Raw genomic sequence first — 20,569 nt, 5'->3', positions numbered from 1 at the left:
GCCCGTGCTCAACACGGGCACTGCGGTTTACGGCAAGGCGTAAGCCATCACGTAGTCGCCGCGATCGGTCGACTGACGCGCGCCGCCAGCGGTTACAACGATGTACTGCTTGCCGGTCTTCGGCGAAACGAAAGTCATCGGGCCGCCCTGACTGCCGACCGGCAGACGCGCTTTCCACACTTCTTCGCCATTGGCGCTATTGAAGGCGCGCAGGTAGAAGTCCTGAGTACCAGCGATGAAGATCAGGCCACCTTGGGTCGACAGGGTGCCGCCCAGGGTTGGCAGGCCGATCTTGATCGGCAGGTGCATGCGAATGCCCAGGGGACCGGTGTCTTCAACGGTGCCGACCGGAACCTGCCAGGCGACTTTCTGGGTCTTCATGTCGATCGCGGTCAGGGTGCCGAACGGCGGCGCCTGGCAAGGAATGCCGGCCACCGACAGGAAGCGGTTTTTGTTCACCGCATACGGCGTGCCTTTGAGCGGTACCGCGCCCATGCCGGTGTTCAGCGCTTCACCACCGGACGAGGCCTGCGCCTTGTTCTGCGACGGGATCATCTGAATCCACAGACCCAGGCGCATGTCGTTGACGAAGATGAAGCCGTGCACCGGGTCAGTGGAGATGCTGCCCCAGTTCATGCCGCCCAGCGAACCCGGGAAGCTCAGGGATTTATCGGTACCCGGCGCGGTGTACAGGCCGTCGTAACGCATCGATTTGAAATCGATCCGGCACAGCAACTGGTCGTACGGGGTGGCGCCCCACATGTCCGACTCAGTCAGGTGCTGGGCACCGATCTGTGGCATGCCCACCGATTTCGGCTGGGTTGGCGAGTACGGTTCGTTCGGGATGTTCGCGGCTTTGACCGGGACTTCTTTAACCTCGGTCAACGGTTTGCCGGTGGCACGATCGAGCACGTAGATCTGCCCGGCCTTGGTGCCGATGACCAGCGCCGGAACGCTTTTGCCGTCCTTGGTGAAGTCGATCAGGCTCGGCTGCATCGGCAGGTCGAAGTCCCAGAGATCGTTGTGCACGGTCTGGAACACCCAGCGTTCATCACCGGTGGTGGCGTCCAGCGCGAGGATCGAGGCGCCGTAGGTGTGATCGAGTTTGCTGCGCTCGACACCATAGATGTCAGTGGACGAGCTGCCCATCGGCAGGAACACGGTGTTAGTCGCCGGATCGTAGGACATCGGCGCCCAGCTGTTCGGCGTGCTGCGTACATACGTGCTGCCGTCGGCCGGTGCCTGTTTGTCCTGCGGATTGCCCGGGTCGAAGGCCCAACGCATGGCGCCGGTGATCACGTCGAAACCACGGATCACGCCGCCCGGCATGTCGGTTTGCACGTTATCGGCTACGCGACCGCCGACCACCACAGTGGTGCCGGCCATCAGCGGAGCGGAGGAGAGCTGGTAGTAGCTGTCCGGCACGTCGCCGAGACCAGCCTTCAGATCGACCTGACCGTTGTTGCCGAAACCCTGGCAAAACTCGCCGGTATCGGCATCGACCGCGATCAGGCGGGCGTCGATGGTGTTGGTCAGCAGACGGCGCTGGCAGTTGGCGGCCGGCGCAGGCTTGGCTTCGATGATGCTCGAATTGCTTGGCTGAGCGATGCTCTTGGTCGCATCGAAATAGGCCATGCCACGGCAACGCTGCCAGACTTTGGATTTGGCGTTGATCGCGTTCTTCCACAGCTCTTTGCCGGTGTCGGCATCCAGCGCGATCAGGTTGTTGTGCGGGGTGCAGATGAACACTTTGTTGCCGATCTGCAGCGGAGTGAGCTGGTCTTCGGCACCGTTGCCATCGCTCTCGGCGACGTCACCGGTGTGGTAGGTCCAGGCTACTTTCAGCTTGTCGACGTTGTTGCGGTTGATCTGGTCCAGCGCAGCAAAGCGGCTGCCGCCTTCGGTATTGCCGTAGTGCGCCCAGTCTTTTTGCGCCTTGTCTGGCTCAACCGGGGTCAGGCCAGGGCCAGTGCCGGTGGCAGCGACGGTCGGGTGCGCAACGAACATGTTGCCGGCAGCCACCGCCAGCCCTACGGCCAAGACAGCGGCAACGGCGTAAGCGCCACGACCCGGAACATCACCGTTGGCACGCTTGAGCAGCGGATAGACCAGCGTCACCGCCAGACCCACGGCGCTGAACATGAACAGACGCGAGAACACCGGCCAGAACACCAGCCCGGCATCGCTCACCGCCCAGATCGCTGTCCCCACCAGAAACGCTGCAAACAGCCAGGCGCCGGCCGTCTTGAAGCGAGCGATCAGCAGACCGGAAACGGCCATCACCAGACCGCCCACGAGGAAGTACCACGACCCTCCCAGGCTGACCAGCTTCACTCCGCCAGCCGCAAGTGCCAGGCCGAGCAGGGCGATGATCACCCCCAGCCCGACCAGAATGAATTTTGATATGCCCGAGAGGCGTTGACTCTGCTTCACGTTGAATGTCCCGTTGAAATGAGGCGTGCATTATATAGATAGGTAACTACCTAGTTAAATCACTAATTCAGTAATGAACTGTTGTTCATTGCGAAATCCCCGTCCTGAGCGGGGACCTGCGCTTTCAAGGGCCTGGAAAGATATTTTGAATGCCTGAAAAAGAGCCTTTTTGTCAGAAAAAATGGGAGTTATGACAGCTGCCGTCATCAACCACGGTTATTGCGCAGAATCGAGAAATTCAACGCCGCCGCCACACACAACCAGGCCAGATACGGAAACAGGATCAACCCGGTGATCAAATCCAGGCGCAACGCCATAAACACCATCACCGCGACCACCAGCCACAACAGCAGCAGAATCACCATGGCGGCGGCCACCTGATGCGCGCCGAAGAACACCGGCGTCCACAACGTGTTCAAGGCAATCTGCGCGGCCCATAGCGCCAGTACCGTCTGACTGCCAGGAATCAGGCTCAAGCGATAACCGGCCCAGGCCAGCAATAGATAGATTATTGTCCAGGCCACCGGAAACGCCCAATTGGGCGGGGTGAATCCGGGTTTATTGAGCCCTTCGTACCATGGCCCGGGCTTGAAAATCACCCCGGTAGTCGCCGCAGCGCCGCACGCGATCAGAAAAATCAGAAACGTCACCATTTTTCACTCCTTGGCCGCAGCCACTCTCTCTGGGATTACAGCGCCGCAACGGTCGCTCATTCGGATTTCATCGCCATCAGGTCGCTGACCCGCGCCACCAGCGTGTCGACGGCAAACGGCTTGGTCAGCACCTGCATGTCCGGGCCCAATTGACCGGCGCCAATCACCGCGTTTTCTGCGTACCCGGTGATGAACAGGGTCTTCAGGTTCTGGCGGATTTCCCGGCCGGCATCGGCCAGTTGCCGACCATTCATGCCACCCGGCAAGCCGACGTCGGTGATCAGCAAGTCGATGTGTATGTCCGAGCGCAACATCTTCAGCCCGACCACACTGTCAGAGGCCTCTATCAAGGTGTAGCCGAGATCGCCGAGCACGTCAGTCAGCAGCGCACGCACAGTAGGCTCGTCGTCCACCACCAGAATTGTCTCGCCAGACTTGGGCAAGGCTGCCGGCGTGTTGTCCTTGTGATCCTGATTCGGCACGGGCTCGCCATGGTAGCGCGGCAGATAAATGCACATCTCCGTGCCCTGGCCGACCTGCGAATGCACGCGCACCTGGCCACCGGACTGCTTGGCGAAACCGTAGATCATCGACAACCCCAACCCCGTGCCCTGGCCCAGCGGTTTGGTGGTGAAGAACGGGTCGAAGGCCTTGGCGATGACATCAGCGGTCATACCGGTGCCGGTATCGGTCACGCACAGGCACAGGTATTCGCCCTCGGGCATGTCCAGGGTGCGCGCCGTCTCGCAGTCCAGCGCACGGTTGGCCGTCTCGATGGTGATGCGCCCGCCATCCGGCATCGCATCGCGCGCGTTGATGCACAGGTTGAGCAGGGCGTTCTCCAACTGGCTGGCATCCACCAGCGTTGGCCAGAGCCCCGGCGCGCCGAGGGTTTCCAGAACGATACTGGGGCCGACCGTACGCTGGATCAACTCGGTCATGCCGGTCATCAGCGTGTTGACATCGGTTGGCCGTGGATCAAGGGTCTGGCGTCTGGAAAACGCCAGCAGACGGTGGGTCAGGGCGGCGGCTCGCTTCACCGCGCCCTGGGCGGTCACCATGTACTTGTCGACCTCATTCAGCCGGCCCTGGCTGATGCGCGCGCCCATCAACTCCAGCGCGCCGGAAATGCCGGCCAGCAAATTGTTGAAGTCATGCGCCAGGCCCCCGGTCAGTTGGCCGACGGCTTCCATTTTCTGCGACTGACGCAGTTTCTCTTCGGCTTGCATCAGCTCTGAAGTGCGCGATGACACGCGCTGCTCCAGCGTATCGTTGAGCGCGCGCAACGCGGCGATGGCGCGGTCGCGCTCCGCTTCGACATTGCGCCGTTCCTCGACATCGATCAGCACGCCGGGAAAGCGCAGCGGCGTTCCATCATCGGCACACTCAACACGGCCGTTGGCTTCGATCCACTGATATTTGCCGTCTGTGCGGCGCACACGGTACTGGTGGGAGTAGGCGCCACCACGGCCGATGGCTTCGTTGATCGCGGTGGTCAGTCCATCCTGGTCTTCGGGATGCACGGTCACCATGACTTGTTCGAGGCTCAGCCCTTCGCGGCCCAGCGCCGGGTCGAGGTCAAACACCCGGGCGAACGCTTCGTCCACGGCAAAACGGTCGGTGAGCAGGTCCCAGTGCCAGGTGCCGATGATCGCACCGGCGGCGAGCGCCAGTTGCACACGCTCGACGTTCTCCCGCGCCAGCGCTTCACTGGCACGCAAACGCTCCTCGGCGTCGCGCCGCTGGGTGACGTCGTTGAACAGGATCGCGATCTGCCGGTCGGCCGGATCGCCGACACGCACCGCGCGCACGTCGAACCAGCGTTCGAAGGTGTTGGCGTAATTTTCGAAGTTCGCCGGCTCTCCGGTTTTGGCCACATGGCCGTAGGTTTCGAACCAGAAGCTTTCCAGATTCGGCGCGAACTCGGTCACCCATTTGCCGCGCAGGTTGACCCCGCACTGGTGTTCGAACGCCGGGTTGGCTTCGACGAAGTAGTAATCGACGGGTTTATCCTCGGCGTCGAATTTGACCTTGACGATGGCGAACGCCGACTCGATGGTTTCCAGAATGGTGATGAAGCGAGCCTCGCTGCGGGCGAGCGCATCCCGACTGGCTTGCAGTTGCGCCGCCATGTCGCGATCGAGGTCAACGTCCTGCGTGTCGACCTGAGGGCACTGAAGCGCCGCGCGCAATCGCCTTACCTCTGATTCAAGCGCTTCGCGACTAAGGTGTTCAAGGGTATCCATGTGACCTGCTTTATTGAATGTTCAGGGGCTGGCTTCATAGAGCGCGTAGGCACAACGCGAGCAGTGAACGTCGCGCTCGCAGGGGACTTGAGCGCCAATCATCCGTTGACCGGGCGCGCTGTGCTTAAGTTTCACCACTCACGCATGCGAGCACTCATTTCAGATCGATTCGCCGTTATCCAGACGCGCCAACAGGTTTTGCCCGCGTTGCCACAGCGCCTCCTGTCTGGCTGGTGGCATGCGGTCGAGGTTCTTGTACATCATCGCCATGCGCTGATTGCCGCGCAGTTGTTCGCCGTGGCGCATCAGAAAATGCCAGTACAACGCATTGAACGGGCAGGCATTGTCCGCGGTACTTTCGCTGACCTTGTAGGCGCAGCTTCGGCAGTAGTCGGACATGCGATTGATGTATTGGCCACTGGCGCAATAGGGTTTGGAACCGAGGTAACCGCCATCGGCATGCATGACCATGCCCAAGGTGTTGGGCAGCTCGACCCAGTCGAAGGCGTCCATATAGATTGCCAGGTACCACTCACAGATCTGGCTCGGCGCGATGCCGGCGAGCAGGGCAAAATTGCCGGTGACCATCAGCCGCTGAATGTGGTGCGCGTAGGCGTGCTGCAGACTCTGGCCGATAGCCTGGCGCATGCAGTTCATCTGCGTAGCGCCGGTCCAGTAGAACTCAGGCAGTGGCCGGTCGTTGCCGAATACATTACCGAGTGCGTAGTCCGGCATTTTCAGCCAGTACACGCCGCGCACATATTCCCGCCAGCCGATCAGTTGCCGAATGAAGCCTTCAGCGGCATTCAGGGCAATCCTGCCGGCCCAATAGGCGGACTCGACGTCACTGCACAACTGCCGCAAATCCAGCAGGCCGATATTGAGCGCGGCACTGATGCGCGCATGAAACAGGAACGGTTCGTCACTGGCCATGGCGTCCTGATAGTCGCCGAATCCTGCCAGGCCAGAATCCAGAAAATACTCCCACAGCGCCTGCGCGTCGGCGTGGGTGACCGGGTAGTTGAAGTCGTCGAGTGCACCGTAATGCTGACTGAAGCGCGCCTTCACCAGCGCGAGCACTTCGCCAGTGATGACGTCGTTGCTGAAGCGGATCGGGTAGGGGGCTTTCACGCCTTTGGGCAGGGCCTTGCGATTCTCGGCATCGAAATTCCACGCGCCGCCCACCGGCGTGCCGTCGCCATTGAGCAGCAAGCGACTCTTGCGGCGCATCTCGCGATAGAAGAACTCCATGCGCAACTGCTTTTTACCGGCAGCCCAGGCGGCGAACTCATCGCGACTGCACAGAAAACGCGTATCGGCGTGCCAATGGATGGGCAGGCCACAGTCCCTGATCGATTTCTCCAGGCGCCAGTCCCCGCACTCGGTGACGTGCACTTCCTCGACCTGCAACCGCTGTTGCCAGCGGCGTAATTCCCCCGGCACCGAGCCGCTGTTGTGCGGATCATCCAGGGTCACGTATTCGACTCGAACGCCCTGATCTCGCAGGGCCTGGGCGAAATGGCGCATGGCACTGAAGATCAGGGCAATCTTTTGCGGGTGGTGCGGCACATGGCTGGCTTCTTCCATGACCTCGACCAGCAGCACAGTGTCGCGCTCGCTATCGAGCGTCTGCAAGGAAGCCAGATCGAAGGACAACTGATCGCCCAGTACCAGGCACAACCGACGGTTCTGGTTCATTCACAGCATCCGTTTCATAGCGATGTGGCCAACGAAAACGGAATCCGCAGCTCTTCGACGGGCCCGCTATCACGCCCGCACATTTCGTCGTGCACGCATTGCTGCACCAGCACGCAGGGGAATGCCGGCACAGTCTGCAGCAGGTCACGCAGATGGGTGATCGAGCGCAGATGCATCGGTTTGGCTGCATCGTCGAGCAAGGTGAACTGGCCGTGATCCAGACGGATGCGGGCCAGATAAAAACCACCTTCAAGCGACAGCAGCTCCAGCTCACGTATTTCACTGTTGGCCGCACGTTCGGTCAGGGTTTGCAGATTCATGCTTCACTCCTTGCCTATCAATTCAGCACTGTTCATTGATTTTCTCCCGTGCCCTGGCGACGGAAAAACAAGGTCACCTGGCCGACTTCAACCCCGAGCTTGGACATGCTGGTGCGGTTGATCAGCGTGTCCTCGTCCATCTGGTACATCCAGTCGTCCATGCTCATTTCATAGGTCGAGCCATCAACTGGCAGATTCAGGCGATAACGCCAGTGCAGCGAATTGCCGGCCACCTGACCTGTGGCGACGCCCACCACATCACCCGCACGCCCGCTCCAGCGTCCCTGGCCCTCGGGCGTCAGGGTCCAGACGCGGCGTTGGCGCGTGCCGTCGCTGTACAGGAAGCGCTCATCGAGAATCAGGTTGTCGCCTTCACGATGGCTGACGATGTTGACCTCAAAGCGCTTGACCACTTCCCCGGAGCGCTTCTGAAACATCCCCCAGGCTTTCACGGGTTTGCTGAAAAAGCGTTGCAGATCCAGCGCCGGTTGTTGATCGGCATAGTGGCTGACATCCACGCTGCCGCAGCTCGCAACGCCGAGTGCCAGAGCCAGTAAGAGCACAAGTCGGGCCATTGCCGTTCTCCCTGAGTGCACAGGTATAGGGGTGAAAGTAGGAATATCGTGCTTGTACAGTGGGGTTGCTGTGTACAGGTTTATCGCGCCTGTCGAAGGTCGGAAATCAACTTCGCCGCCCGATCAATTGCAGAAACTCCTGACGCGTCGTGGAGCTGTCGCGAAAGGCACCGAGCATCACCGAAGAGGTCATGATCGAATTCTGCTTTTCGACGCCGCGCATCATCATGCACATGTGCCTGGCTTCAATGACCACGGCCACGCCGGCGGCATCGGTGATCTGCTGGATCGCCTCGGCGATTTGCCGGGTGAGGTTTTCCTGGATCTGCAGACGGCGGGCGAACATGTCTACCACGCGCGCCACTTTCGACAGTCCCAGCACCCTGCCGGTGGGGATGTACGCCACGTGTGCCTTGCCGATGAAAGGCAGCATATGGTGCTCGCACAAGGAATAGAGCTCGATGTCACTGACGATGACCATCTCATCGCTTTGCGATTCGAACAGGGCACCGTTGGTGACGTCTTCCAGGCTCATCGAGTAGCCGTTGCACAGATACTGCATCGCTTTGGCCGCACGTTGGGGCGTGTCGAGCAGACCTTCGCGTTCGGGATTTTCACCGACACCGACGAGGATTTCGCGGTAATGGCTGGCTAGTAGTGGGTTCATTCAGGGTGCTCGCGGCAGTGCTGTGCATGGGGGCCGATCCGTAGCGGAAGAGTTGTACGTAAAGAAGTGCTTTGTATAGGTTTTATTCAAGATAGGCTGAAAAAATAAACCTGACAATCAATCGGCAATCTTTTTTGTGCAGATGCGAAAACCTCGCAGCGCAGCGCGCGAGGTCGCGGGTGTAGCGGGAGAGAAGAGGAAGCGCTCCCGGTGAGTGGGAGCGCTGGGCGAATTCGCGGAATTATTCGCTGTAGGTCGGGTAATCCACATAGCCTTCGGCATTGCCGCCATAGACCGTCGCGGGATTCAGTGGATTGAGCGGCCAGTCATTGGCGATGCGCGCCGGCAGGTCCGGGTTGGCCATGAACGGACGACCGAAAGCCACCAGATCCGCCAGTCCCGATTCAAGCAATTGCGCACCGGATTCTGCGTTGTAGCGCCCGGCATAAATGATCGCGCCACTGAAGGTATCGCGCACTGCACGGCGGAAGGTTTGCGGCATCGCGGGCGCGTCGTCCCAGTCCGCTTCGGCGATGGACAGGTAGGCGATGCCCACATCCTCAAGCACTTTGATCGCTTCGATGTAAGTGGTGTGCGGATCCTCTTCGACCATGCCCAGATAGGTGCGCGCTTCATCGGTGGTGGTGAACAGCGGCGCGAAACGCACACCGACTTTCTCTTTACCGATGCACTCGGCGACACCCGACACCAGTTCGCGCAGAAAGCGCAGGCGATTGTGCAGCGAGCCACCGTATTGATCGGTGCGCACATTGCTGTGGGCAGAAATGAACTGGTTCACCAGATAGCCATTGGCGCAGTGCAGTTCGATCCCGTCGAAGCCGGCGTCCATCGCATTGCGCGCCGCCTGTATATAGAGTTGAACCAGTTCCTGGACCTCATCGGTGCTCAGCGCTCGCGGCGCGGATGGTGTAACCAGTTCGCCGGCGCCCGGCGCAGTTTCGATGAACACGCTGACCCGCTCGGTGGCGATGGCAGACGCTGAAACCGGGGCCGCGCCACCGGGTTGCAGCGCGGTGTGGGACACACGTCCGACGTGCCAGAGTTGGGCAAATATCACGCCGTCCTGTGCATGCACCGCTTCGGTGACTGTGCGCCATCCGGCAATTTGCTCAGGGGTGTGAATGCCGGGAGTCCAGGCGTAGCCCTGACCGCGAGGTTCGATCTGCGTGCCTTCGGTAACCAGCAGACCGGCGCCGGCGCGTTGCTGGTAATACTCGGCCATCAATGCGTTGGCGACATTGCCCGGTTGTGTGCTGCGCTGGCGGGTGAGGGGCGGCAGGACGATGCGGTTCTTCAGGGTGTGCAGGCCCAGTTTGACGGGGGTGAAGTAAGGGCTGTTTTTCATGTGATTCCTGTTTTGGCCTTATTAGACCAGTCGACTAGTAATGCGGTAAAAAAAAACACCGTGCGGAATGCGCACGGTGTCTGGACGCTGGAGGGCTCAGGCCAACAGTTTAAGCAGTTTTTCGGCGACGGCTGCCGAGCTGGCAGGGTTTTGACCCGTCACCAGTTGGCCATCGGTCACCACGTGAACCTGCCAGTCAGCGACCTTGGAGTAGCGGCCGCCGAGACGCTGGAATTCGTCTTCGATCAGGAACGGCACGACATCGGTCAGGCCTACAGCGGCTTCTTCAGCATTGGTGAAACCGGTGACGTCCCGGCCTTGAATCAACGGTTTGCCATCTGCAGCCACCACGTGACGCAGAACGCCCGGCGCATGGCAGACGAAACCGTGAGGTTTGTTGCTGCGGTCGAACGCTTCGATCAGCGCAATCGAGTGTTTGTCTTCGGCCAGATCCCACAGTGGGCCATGGCCACCGGGATAAAACACGGCATCGAAATCCTCGGCGCTGACATCCGCCAGGCGCCCGGTATTGGCCAGCGCCTGCTGAGCAGCAGGGTCCTTGCGGAAGCGATCGGTTTCAGCGGTTTGCGCATCGGGCTCATCGCTTTTCGGATCGAGCGGTGGCTGGCCGCCGGCCGGCGATACCAGAGTGATCTGCGCGCCGGCATCCTTGAAGGCGTAGTAGGGGGCCGCGAACTCTTCGAGCCAGAAGCCGGTTTTCTTGCCGGTGTTGCCAAGCTGATCGTGGGAAGTCAGAACCATCAAGATTTTCATAGAGCGCCCTGTATTGGTCTGGTGTCCTCGACGGGTTCGTCTGCGACACCTCGGAAGGAGTGACGGCCACAGAATAGATTTATATTAGACCGGTCGTCTAGTAAATTTTTACGCCCGTGTTTCCGAGCCATCACTGTGGCAAACTCCTGCCCATCAGAAATATACGACTGGTCTAATGTTTGGTATTTTGCGCCCCATGAAACCGACCTACGACGATACCCGCCAACACCTGCTCGACACTGGCCACCGCATGATGGCCGAAAAGGGCTTCACCAGCGTTGGCCTGAGCGAGATCCTGCAGACCGCCGGTGTGCCCAAGGGCTCGTTCTATCACTACTTCAAATCCAAGGAACTCTACGGCCAGGCGTTGCTGGAAGACTACTTTGTCGGCTACCTCGCAGATATGGAGCGACGCCTGACCCTGCCCGGCCTCAGTGCCTATGAGCGGCTGATGGATTACTGGCAGGGCTGGCAGAACCGCTGCACCCTGGAAGGCCATGGTGATGAATGTCTGGTTGTGAAGTTGAGCGCGGAAGTCGCCGACCTGTCCGAGTCGATGCGCCTGACCTTGCGCGACGGCGCCGAGCGCATCGTTGCGCGCATCACGACGTGCCTGGAAGAAGGGCAGCTGGATAAAAGTTTGCCGCAGACTGACGCTCGGCAACTGGCAGAAACCCTGTACCAACTCTGGTTGGGGGCGAGTCTGTTGAACAAACTGCAGCGCACGGGGCAGTCGTTGCAGACGTCGATGGTGATGACGAAGCGGCTATTGCAGCGCTGAAAACACCCACGACCCTTTCATATCGAGTACTTTTGCAAGCATCCGGCATCAGGATTTGGAGAACTTCATGCGTGACATTATCGACGGCTTTCTGCGCTTTCAGCGTGAGGTGTATCCGCAACGTGTCGAGCTGTTCAAGCAACTCGCGACCTCACAAAATCCGAAGGCGTTATTCGTTACTTGCTCGGACAGTCGTGTGGTGCCTGAGCTTCTTACACAGCGCGAACCCGGTGAACTATTCGTGATCCGCAACGCCGGCAACATTGTGCCGTCGTACGGTCCCGAACCCGGTGGCGTGTCGGCTACCGTCGAATATGCAGTCGCCGTGCTCGGCGTACAGGACATTGTGATCTGCGGGCACTCGGACTGCGGAGCGATGGGCGCGATATCGCGCTGCACCTGTCTGGATCATCTTCCTGCGGTCGCCAATTGGCTGCGTCACGCGGACGCTGCGAAAGCGATCAACGCGGCGCATGAATTCGACACACCGCGCGCGAAGCTCGATGGTCTGGTTCGGGAAAATGTGATCGCGCAACTGGCGAACCTGCGCACGCACCCCTCCGTGGCCCTCGCGCTCGAGCAAGGGCGCATGAATCTGCACGGATGGGTCTACGACATCGAGGCGGGGTGCATCGATGCGCTGGATGGTTCAACCCGACGCTTTGTTCCCCTGGCTGATTCGCCGACTACCGTGGCGATCACTGCGCGTAACGGCAAGCAGATGTAACGGCTGGCCTCATCTGAAATCGCCAGACTTGTGACCTTATTCCTGTGTGGTCACAAGTTGTCAGCCCGCCATAGGATGAGTAAGCTGCTGTCATGAATCAGCTATCAATATCTGCCTCCTCGCCAAACACTCGTGGCCCGGCCGAGCACGACATTCGTGACCAGATTGTCGCCGCGGCCAATGAGCACTTCAGCCAGTATGGCTATGCGAAAACCACGGTTTCCGACCTGGCCAAGGCCATCGGTTTTTCCAAGGCGTACATCTATAAGTTTTTTGACTCGAAACAGGCGATTGGCGAGGCCATTTGCGCCAATTGTCTGGGGCAAATCGTTGCAGCGGTTGAGCAGGCCGTTAACGAAGAATCTCTTTCGGCGACCGAGCGTTTGCGCAGATTGGTAAAAACCGTCATTGCCACGGGTGTGAACCTGTTCTTCAACGACCGCAAGCTTTATGACATCGCGGCGTTTTCCGCTTCGGAGCGTTGGCACAGTGCCCAGGTGTATGAAGCACTGATCAAAGACTTTATTGTCGACATCGTGCGGCAAGGACGAGAAGCGGGGGAGTTCGAGCGCAAGACTCCACTGGACGAGACTGTCGAGGCGATCGATCTGGCGCTGCGACCTTTCGTCAACCCCTTGCTGTTGCAGCACAATCTGGATTTCATCGAGCAAGCGCCCACGCTGACCTCCAACCTCATCCTGCGCAGCCTCATGCCCTGACTGTCGCTGGTCAAATCTGTCAGTCGATTCGAGTCAAAACCACATCCCCCACATGACGTTTTCCGTTCCCGGCCAATGAGTGCCGGGAGGGCGCAACATTTTGCTCTTCGTGACCATTGACTGAATTGGTCACATGGATAATATGGCTTCGCTGTAGTTCGATGTTCTATTCCAGTGATCTCCATAGAGTCCCAACAATGAAAAGAATAATGCTCAAGAGCCCCGTGGGCCTGGCCGTCGTGCTTGCGTCTTCGAATGTGCTGGCCGGTGGCTTTGCACTCAACGAACAAAGCATCAGCGGGATGGGGTCCGGGTTTGCCGGGCGATCTTCATCGGCCGAAGACGCCAGTACGATCTACGGCAACCCGGCGGGCATGGCGCGACTTAAACAAGAGCAGGTCAGCGTGGGGGCGGCGACATTGTTCGCCAAGTCCGATATCAGCCGGACTCGCAGTACGTTCGCTGGCAACGAAGACGGCGACATGGTGCCCACGACCACCGTACCGATGGGCTATTACGTCAAACCCATCGATGAGCACTGGGCATTCGGCGTCGGATTTTATGTACCTTTCGGGTTGATCACCGACTACGGCAGTGGGTTTGCCGGACGCTATTACGCCAACAAGAGCGAAGTCACCACGCTGACTTTCCAACCGACCATCAGTTACGCTTTTAACGAAAAAGTCTCGATCGGTTTCGGTCCGACCATCAACCGTATCGGTGGAGAGATATCGGGCATGGTGCCCAATCCATTAACCCCGGGGCGCAATGACGGCAAGCTCAAAAGCACGGGCGATGACACCGCGCTGGGCTTCAACGCCGGTGTGCTGGTGCAGGCGACAGATCAGACCCGCCTGGGGCTGACTTATCACTCCAAAGTCAGTTACCACTTGGATGCGAAAACCAAGGTCACCGATGGCATCTTCAGCGTGCTGGGCGTCAGCGGCCGCAGTTATGACGCATCGCTGGATGTGGATACGCCGGAGTCGGTGGATTTTTCGGCCACGCATCAATTCAATAACGACTGGACGCTCTATGTCGGTAGCACCTGGACGCGCTGGAGTCGCTTCAAGGAGCTGACGATCGAAAACAGCGGCCTGCCGCCGTTGCTGAGCGGTCAATTGGGGACGATCAGCGAAGAGCAGAACTGGCATGACACGTGGGCACACGCCATCGGTGCCGCCTATCAATTGAATGGCCAGTGGGTGTTGCGTAGCGGGTTTTCGGTAGATCAATCACCCGCCAACAATACCAATCGCGGCCCCCGTATTCCTACGGGCGATCGAAAGGTTATCAGCTTCGGTGCGGGCTGGACGCCGGTGGAAAATGTCACCATCGACTTCGCTTATTCCTACCTCTGGGAGGAGAGCGTGAAGGTCAACGACAGCTCGCCATCCAGAGGTGCCTACAGCGCCAGGTACAAGAACAGTGCGAGCGGGCTCGGTACGTCTGTCAGCTACCGTTTTTAGCTGAGGACTGTACTCACAATGTGGGGGCGGGAGTGCGTGCTGCCTCCCGACCCCACACGCGCAAGGGCATGTTGATCGGGCCGATTCTCGCAGAGAGGTTGGCCCTTTTTTGTAGGTCAAACCCCCATGACTTTGGCCATCAGGTTCTGATGAAAACGCCGTGGCGTGGCCCACGTCAAAACCGCGATCGACCTTTTGCTGCGTACTGTCGAGCCAAATTCTTTGCAAAGCTGGCGAGCTTCATCGCGACGCAACAGGCAGGGTTTCAGGAACTTGCCAGCCGCCGCCGAGCGCTTTGAATGCCGCGACCGCAGCCCGCGCCGATTCTGTCCGCGCTTGCGCACGGGCATCGGAAGCCTGGAGCAACGTTTCGTCGGCGTGAAGCACATCGATCAGGCTCGCGGTGCCTTTTCCGTAGGCAATAAAAGACGCTTGGCGAGCCTGTGTCAGAGAAGCCTCGCCTCCCGCGAGCGTGGTGGCCTGAAGGTTGCGGTTCACCAGGGCGGAGAAGGCATTCTCGACATCCTCGGTGGCGCGTAACACCGACTGACGATAAGCGGCCAGCGCTTCGGCTTCCTGTCCTTTGGCCTGATTGATCTGCGCGTTTATTCGGCCTACGTCAAAAAGTCTCCAGCGCAACCCAAGGACCGCCGCCGACTGACTGGCGCCGCCAGTGAACAGGTTGCCGCCGGAAACAGTCGTGGCGCTACCGAGCAATGCGCTGAGCGAAAGTTTCGGGTAGTACTCGGCAATCGCCACGCCGATGCGTGCATTGGAGGCTGCCAGGCGGCGCTCGGCGATGATCAGATCCGGCCGGCGGCGCAGCAGATCGGCCGGCGTTCCCGAGGCATTTATCGGCGGCACAACAGGAATGCTCGCCGTACCGGCCAGTTGCGTGCGGTGAGTCCCCGGCGGGGTGCCGAGCATCACGTCCAGCGCATTCATGGCGGCATCCAGGCCGGTCTGCAGCACTGGCACGCTCGCCTGGACTTGCGCCAGCGCGCCCTCAGTCTGTTGAACCTGATAGCGGGCAGCGAGGCCCTTGCCGTAGAGCAGGCGGACTTTCTCCAGCAGTCCCTGCTGGGTTTCGACTTGACGGTTGGCAATCTCCAGTCGCGCCTGCAACCCACGGAGGGTGATGTAGATATCGGCCGTCTGCGCTGCAATGGCCAGGCGTGTGGCGGTCGCGCCCGCCTCGGAGGCCTGGTATTCGGCGAGTGCGGCTTCGCGCTCGCGTCTCAACCCGCCAAAGACATCAATCTCCCAGCCGGCATTGAGGTTGAGCTCGTAGGAACTTCCGTAGCGATCATAGCCAGGCGTTGAGTTCAACACCTGGCCGAGCGGCGTTTCGACGGATTGATAGGCGCGTGCGGCCTGGCCATCAATGCTCCCGGAGGGCAACAGAGCGGCATTGGCGGCCCCCAATCCTGCCCGTGCCTGTGTGACCCGCGCCGCTGCTTGTGCCAGATCGAGGTTCTGTTCCAGCGCCTGGGTGACGAAACCGGTCAACACGGGATCGTTAAAACTCTCCCACCAGTTGATCAGCCGGGCCGGCGCCGTTGCCGGCGTCTGTCCGGCTGCAGGCTGACTCAGGTAACGATCGGGAAGCGCGAGGGCAGGCCGTTGATAGTCGGGACCGACCGCGCAGCCTGCCATCAAACTGGCGGCCACCAAAAGCGTGATAGGGCGAACAGGAGGCATTGAGGTACCTGCGACGAAGATGATAAGTGACCATATTAAATTACGGTCACGGCTTTAAGGTCAACGATATCTTGTCATTGTGCGCCGACAACTGAAAATGTGTGACCGTTGACATTAATGGTCACCTTAATGAAAATGCCGGCATGTCCTATTCTTGAGTAACGGAACCTATGCGCCGGCCTCTAGCTGTACCGATTGCCGTTTGTCTGTTGCCGCTCGTCCTGACGGCGTGTGGCGACTCATCCGTGGTTGACGATCCCCGTACGCATGCCCCGTTGGTGAGGTCCGCTGCGGTTTCGGCGGCGTCCGAGGCTTCACGTGCTTTCACGGGGGTGGTGATCGCCCGCGTCGAGGCTGACCTTGGTTTTCGGGTCTCGGGCAAAATACTCGAGCGCCTGGTTGACACAGGCCAGACGGTCAAACGAGGTCAACCACTGATGCGTCTCGACCCGATTGATCTCGGGCTGCAGGCGCGGGCGCAGCAAGAGTCGGTCATGGCCGCTCGGGCGCGAGCCATACAGACCGCGGATGACGAGGCCCGGTATCGCGATCTGGTCGCCGCCGGTGCCATCTCGGCCTCGGCCTACGATCAGATCAAAGCCGCCGCAGATACCGCCAAAGCTCAGTTGAGCGCGGCGCAAGCGCAGGCTGATGTCGCTCGCAATGCGTCCGGTTATGCGGTGTTGCTTGCTGATTCCGATGGCGTGGTGGTGGAGACGCTGGCCGAGCCAGGACAAGTGGTGAGCCCCGGGCAAGCCGTGGTTCGACTGGCGCGGGCAGGGCAGCGCGAAGCCATCGTGCACCTGCCCGAGACGCTACGTCCGGCGGCAGGTTCGACCGCGCAGGCCACACTTTATGGCAACACCTCGGGTGCTGTGACAGCCAGACTGCGGCTGCTGTCTGATTCGGCCGATCGCATGACGCGCACCTTTGAGGCGCGGTATGTGCTGGAGGGCGCGCTGGCCAATGCGCCGCTCGGTTCGACCGTTACGCTGCAGATCGCTGGCAGCCGCGCAAATGCACAGGTGTTGCAAGTGCCGCTGGCGGCGGTTTATGACCCAGGCAAAGGCCCCGGCCTCTGGGTGATTGCTGGCAACCCGACCAAGGTGAACTGGCGGCCTGTGCAGATATTGGGCGTGAGCGATGACATTGCGCGTGTCGACGGTGAACTCAAGGTCGGTGAGCAAGTTGTCGCTTTAGGCGCACATCTTCTGCGCGAGGGGGAGGAGGTGAGACTGGCTCAACAGGCTGACGTCCAGGTTGCCGGGAGCCGTCCATGAGCCAGGGGCGCTTCAATCTTTCGGCGCTTGCCGTTCGCGAGCGTTCGATCACGGTGTTCCTGATCTTCCTGATCGGTGTTGCCGGGATCCTCGCGTTTTTCCAGCTCGGGCGCGCGGAGGACCCGCCGTTTACGGTCAAGCAGCTGACGGTCATCACGGCGTGGCCGGGCGCGACCGCGCAGGAAATGCAGGACCAGGTCGCCGAGCCGCTGGAAAAACGCCTGCAGGAGTTGAAATGGTACGACCGTACGGAAACCTACACTCGTCCGGGTCTGGCCTTCACCGTGGTGACACTGCTTGATCGTACACCGCCCTCCCAAGTGCAGGAGGAGTTCTACCAGGCGCGCAAAAAACTCGACGATGAGTCGATCAAGCTACCGGCCGGCGTGATTGGCCCGATGGTCAACGATGAGTTTGCAGATGTGACCTTTGCGTTGTTTGCCTTGAAAGCCAAAGGCGAGCCGCAGCGCCTGCTGGTACGTGATGCCGAATCGCTGCGCCAGCGCCTGTTGCATGTGCCAGGCGTGAAAAAGGTCAACATCATAGGTGAGCAGAGCGAGCGCATCTTTGTCTCTTTCTCCCATGATCGGCTGGCCACGCTGGGGGTGACCCCGCAGGATATTTTTGCCGCGCTGAACAATCAGAACGTGCTGACGCCGGCCGGCTCGATTGAAACCAAGGGGCCAGAAGTCTTCCTGCGTCTCGACGGCGCCTTCGACAAATTGCAGAAGATTCGTGACACACCGCTGGCGATTCAGGGACGTACCTTGAAGCTCTCGGACGTTGCGACGGTCGAGCGGGGTTACGAAGATCCGGCCACCTTCCTTGTGCGTAACAATGGTGAGGAAGCGCTGTTATTGGGTGTGGTGATGCGCGAGGGCTGGAACGGCCTGGACCTGGGCAAGGCACTGGACGTGGAGACCACCCGGATCAACGAAGGCATGCCACTGGGCATGACACTCAGCAAGGTCACCGATCAGTCGGTGAATATCAGTTCAGCCGTCGACGAGTTCATGATCAAGTTCTTCGTCGCCTTGCTGGTGGTGATGCTGGTGTGCTTTCTCAGCATGGGCTGGCACGTCGGTATTGTCGTGGCCGCAGCGGTGCCACTGACGCTCGCCGTGGTGTTTGTGGTGATGGCGGCAACGGGCAAGAACTTTGACCGGATCACCTTGGGGTCGCTGATCCTGGCGCTTGGACTGCTGGTGGACGACGCCATCATTGCGATCGAGATGATGGTGGTGAAAATGGAGGAGGGCTACGACCGTATCAAAGCGTCCGCGTATGCCTGGAGTCACACTGCCGCACCGATGCTTTCCGGCACGCTGGTGACCGCTATCGGCTTTCTGCCTAACGGCTTCGCGCAATCGACCGCTGGCGAGTACACCAGCAACATGTTCTGGATCGTAGGCATTGCCCTGATTGCCTCATGGGTGGTTGCGGTGGCCTTTACCCCCTATCTGGGCGTGAAGCTGTTGCCGGACATCAAACAGGTCGAAGGTGGTCACGCGGCCATTTACAACACGCCCAATTACAACCGCTTCCGCCGGATCTTGACGCGCGTCATTGCCCGCAAATGGCTGGTCGCCGGTACCGTTATCGCAACGTTTGTCCTGGCCGTTGTCGGCATGAGCCTGGTCAAGAAGCAGTTCTTCCCCACCTCGGACCGTCCCGAAGTGTTGATTGAAGTGCAAATGCCCTATGGAACCTCCATCGAGCAGACGAGTATCACCACCGCCAAAGTCGAGGCCTGGCTGCAAAAGCAGCCTGAAGCAAAAATCGTCACGGCCTATATCGGACAGGGTGCGCCGCGTTTCTATCTGGCCATGGCGCCGGAACTGCCTGATCCGTCTTTCGCGAAGATTGTGGTGTTGACGCAGAGTCAGGAGGCACGGGAAGTCCTCAAGCTCCGTCTGCGCGAGGCCGTCGCCGAAGGGCTGGCTCCAGAAGCGCGGGTCAGGGTGACGCAGTTGGTGTTTGGTCCGTATTCACCGTTTCCTGTCGCTTACCGGGTGATGGGGCCCGATCCCTCGACATTGCGTGAGATTGCCGCTCAGGTGCAGACGGTGATGCAGGCGAGCCCCTTGATGCGAACCGTCAATACTGACTGGGGGCCGCTGACACCCGCGCTGCATTTCACCCTGAACCAAGACCGCTTGCAGGCGGTGGGGCTGACCTCCAGTGCGGTCGCGCAGCAGTTGCAGTTTCTGCTTGCCGGGGTACCGATCACGGCCGTTCGTGAGGACATCCGTTCGGTACAAGTGACCGGGCGAGCGGCGGGGGACATCCGGCTCGACCCTGCAAAAATACAAGGCTTTACGCTGGTGGGCACGGCGGGCCAGCGGATTCCGCTGTCGCAAGTGGGGACAGTGGATGTGCGCATGGAGGATCCCGTCCTGCGGCGTCGTGACCGCACGCCGACCATTACTGTACGCGGCGACATTGCCGAAGGCTTGCAGCCTCCGGACGTTTCAAGCGTGATCACGAAGGCGCTGCAGCCGGTCATCGACACGCTGCCGGAGGGTTATCGTATCGAGCAATCGGGGGCGATCGAGGAGTCGGGCAAGGCGGGCCAAGCGATCTTGCCACTGCTGCCGATCATGATCGCCGTCACGCTGCTGATCATCATTCTGCAGGTGCGTTCGGTATCGGCAATGATCATGGTGTTCCTCACCTCGCCACTCGGGCTGATGGGTGTGGTGCCGACACTGCTGCTCTTCCAGCAGCCGTTCGGTATCAACGCCTTGGTCGGGTTGATCGCCCTGTCGGGGATTCTGATGCGCAATACACTGATCCTGATCGGACAAATCCATCACAACGCACAAGAGGGACTTGATCCGTTTCACGCCGTGATCGAAGCCACGGTACAGCGTGCTCGCCCGGTACTGCTGACTGCGCTGGCGGCCATCCTCGCGTTCATTCCACTGACGCACTCGGTCTTCTGGGGCACGCTGGCTTACACACTGATCGGCGGCACGTTCGTCGGAACCATCGTGACGCTGGTGTTCCTGCCGGCGATGTACTCCATCTGGTTCAAGATCAGTAAGCCATAGGAAGCCATCTTCAGCGTTCGCGGCTGCTACGGCAGTCGCGGGGCGGTTCTTGCGGTTGATTCCCCGAGCATTACGCTCTTCGAATGCTCGGGGCAGGCCGATCTGGA

Annotated in this window: 16 protein-coding genes; 6 read left to right on the top strand and 10 right to left on the bottom strand. The window is 60.1% G+C overall.

Annotated elements, in window-relative coordinates:
• Positions 1-27: 27 nt before the first annotated feature.
• From QRN61_RS16305 to QRN61_RS16265, 9 genes are all read right to left on the bottom strand, one after another.
• Positions 28-2,433 carry a glucose/quinate/shikimate family membrane-bound PQQ-dependent dehydrogenase gene (locus QRN61_RS16305; protein WP_285374185.1) on the bottom strand — a complete coding sequence of 802 codons (2,406 nt, stop codon included), beginning with the start codon at positions 2,431-2,433 and terminating at the stop codon, positions 28-30.
• 206 nt (positions 2,434-2,639) lie between these two features.
• The gene (gene tspO, locus QRN61_RS16300) at positions 2,640-3,083 is read right to left on the bottom strand and encodes a tryptophan-rich sensory protein TspO (protein ID WP_027611782.1); all 444 of its coding nucleotides are present in this window, start codon (positions 3,081-3,083) and stop codon (positions 2,640-2,642) included.
• 59 nt (positions 3,084-3,142) lie between these two features.
• A complete protein-coding gene (locus tag QRN61_RS16295; RefSeq protein ID WP_285374184.1) occupies positions 3,143-5,332 on the bottom strand; it encodes an ATP-binding protein in 2,190 nt (729 codons plus the stop codon).
• 159 nt (positions 5,333-5,491) lie between these two features.
• Positions 5,492-7,030: a cryptochrome/photolyase family protein gene (locus QRN61_RS16290; RefSeq protein ID WP_285374183.1), complete on the bottom strand. Its 1,539-nt coding sequence runs from the start codon at positions 7,028-7,030 to the stop codon at positions 5,492-5,494.
• 14 nt (positions 7,031-7,044) lie between these two features.
• Positions 7,045-7,350, bottom strand: a complete 306-nt coding sequence (locus QRN61_RS16285; protein ID WP_027611785.1) for a DUF6482 family protein — start codon at positions 7,348-7,350, stop codon at positions 7,045-7,047.
• Between the two features lie 32 nt (positions 7,351-7,382).
• Complete coding sequence (locus QRN61_RS16280; RefSeq protein ID WP_285374182.1) at positions 7,383-7,925, bottom strand: DUF3833 domain-containing protein; 543 nt, start codon at positions 7,923-7,925, stop codon at positions 7,383-7,385.
• 106 nt (positions 7,926-8,031) lie between these two features.
• Positions 8,032-8,592 (bottom strand): GTP cyclohydrolase I FolE, encoded by a 561-nt coding sequence (gene folE / locus QRN61_RS16275; RefSeq protein WP_097089804.1) that lies wholly within the window; start codon positions 8,590-8,592, stop codon positions 8,032-8,034.
• A gap of 241 nt (positions 8,593-8,833) precedes the next feature.
• Positions 8,834-9,958 (bottom strand): alkene reductase, encoded by a 1,125-nt coding sequence (locus QRN61_RS16270; RefSeq protein WP_285374181.1) that lies wholly within the window; start codon positions 9,956-9,958, stop codon positions 8,834-8,836.
• Between the two features lie 96 nt (positions 9,959-10,054).
• Complete coding sequence (locus tag QRN61_RS16265; protein WP_103367097.1) at positions 10,055-10,732, bottom strand: type 1 glutamine amidotransferase domain-containing protein; 678 nt, start codon at positions 10,730-10,732, stop codon at positions 10,055-10,057.
• A 196-nt stretch (positions 10,733-10,928) separates the two neighbouring features.
• Between QRN61_RS16265 and curR the strand changes: the two genes are divergently transcribed.
• The 4 genes from curR (at position 10,929) to QRN61_RS16245 (ending at position 14,428) form a co-directional block, all read left to right on the top strand.
• Complete coding sequence (curR, locus tag QRN61_RS16260) at positions 10,929-11,513, top strand: TetR family transcriptional repressor CurR (protein WP_097089858.1); 585 nt, start codon at positions 10,929-10,931, stop codon at positions 11,511-11,513.
• 67 nt (positions 11,514-11,580) lie between these two features.
• Complete coding sequence (locus QRN61_RS16255; protein WP_027611791.1) at positions 11,581-12,240, top strand: carbonic anhydrase; 660 nt, start codon at positions 11,581-11,583, stop codon at positions 12,238-12,240.
• Positions 12,241-12,332: 92 nt separating this feature from the next.
• Positions 12,333-12,959 (top strand): TetR/AcrR family transcriptional regulator, encoded by a 627-nt coding sequence (locus tag QRN61_RS16250; RefSeq protein WP_096796019.1) that lies wholly within the window; start codon positions 12,333-12,335, stop codon positions 12,957-12,959.
• A 197-nt stretch (positions 12,960-13,156) separates the two neighbouring features.
• Positions 13,157-14,428 (top strand): OmpP1/FadL family transporter, encoded by a 1,272-nt coding sequence (locus QRN61_RS16245; RefSeq protein ID WP_150370617.1) that lies wholly within the window; start codon positions 13,157-13,159, stop codon positions 14,426-14,428.
• A gap of 240 nt (positions 14,429-14,668) precedes the next feature.
• Here QRN61_RS16245 and QRN61_RS16240 read toward each other — a convergent pair whose 3' ends face one another.
• Positions 14,669-16,129 (bottom strand): efflux transporter outer membrane subunit, encoded by a 1,461-nt coding sequence (locus QRN61_RS16240; protein ID WP_285374180.1) that lies wholly within the window; start codon positions 16,127-16,129, stop codon positions 14,669-14,671.
• Positions 16,130-16,299: 170 nt separating this feature from the next.
• Between QRN61_RS16240 and QRN61_RS16235 the strand changes: the two genes are divergently transcribed.
• Both QRN61_RS16235 and QRN61_RS16230 read left to right on the top strand, forming a co-directional pair.
• On the top strand, positions 16,300-17,409 hold the full coding sequence (locus QRN61_RS16235) for an efflux RND transporter periplasmic adaptor subunit (protein ID WP_115989786.1): 1,110 nt from the start codon (positions 16,300-16,302) through the stop codon (positions 17,407-17,409).
• Positions 17,406-20,462 carry an efflux RND transporter permease subunit gene (locus QRN61_RS16230; protein WP_285374179.1) on the top strand — a complete coding sequence of 1,019 codons (3,057 nt, stop codon included), beginning with the start codon at positions 17,406-17,408 and terminating at the stop codon, positions 20,460-20,462. The genes QRN61_RS16235 and QRN61_RS16230 overlap by 4 nt, the downstream gene beginning before the upstream one ends.
• Positions 20,463-20,569 lie beyond the last annotated feature (107 nt).

Source organism: Pseudomonas sp. lyk4-TYG-107 (assembly GCF_030209055.1).
Lineage (GTDB): Bacteria > Pseudomonadota > Gammaproteobacteria > Pseudomonadales > Pseudomonadaceae > Aquipseudomonas > Aquipseudomonas putida_A.
Note: the sequence above shows the minus strand (reverse complement) of the source record. Positions and strands in the feature narration are given on the sequence as shown.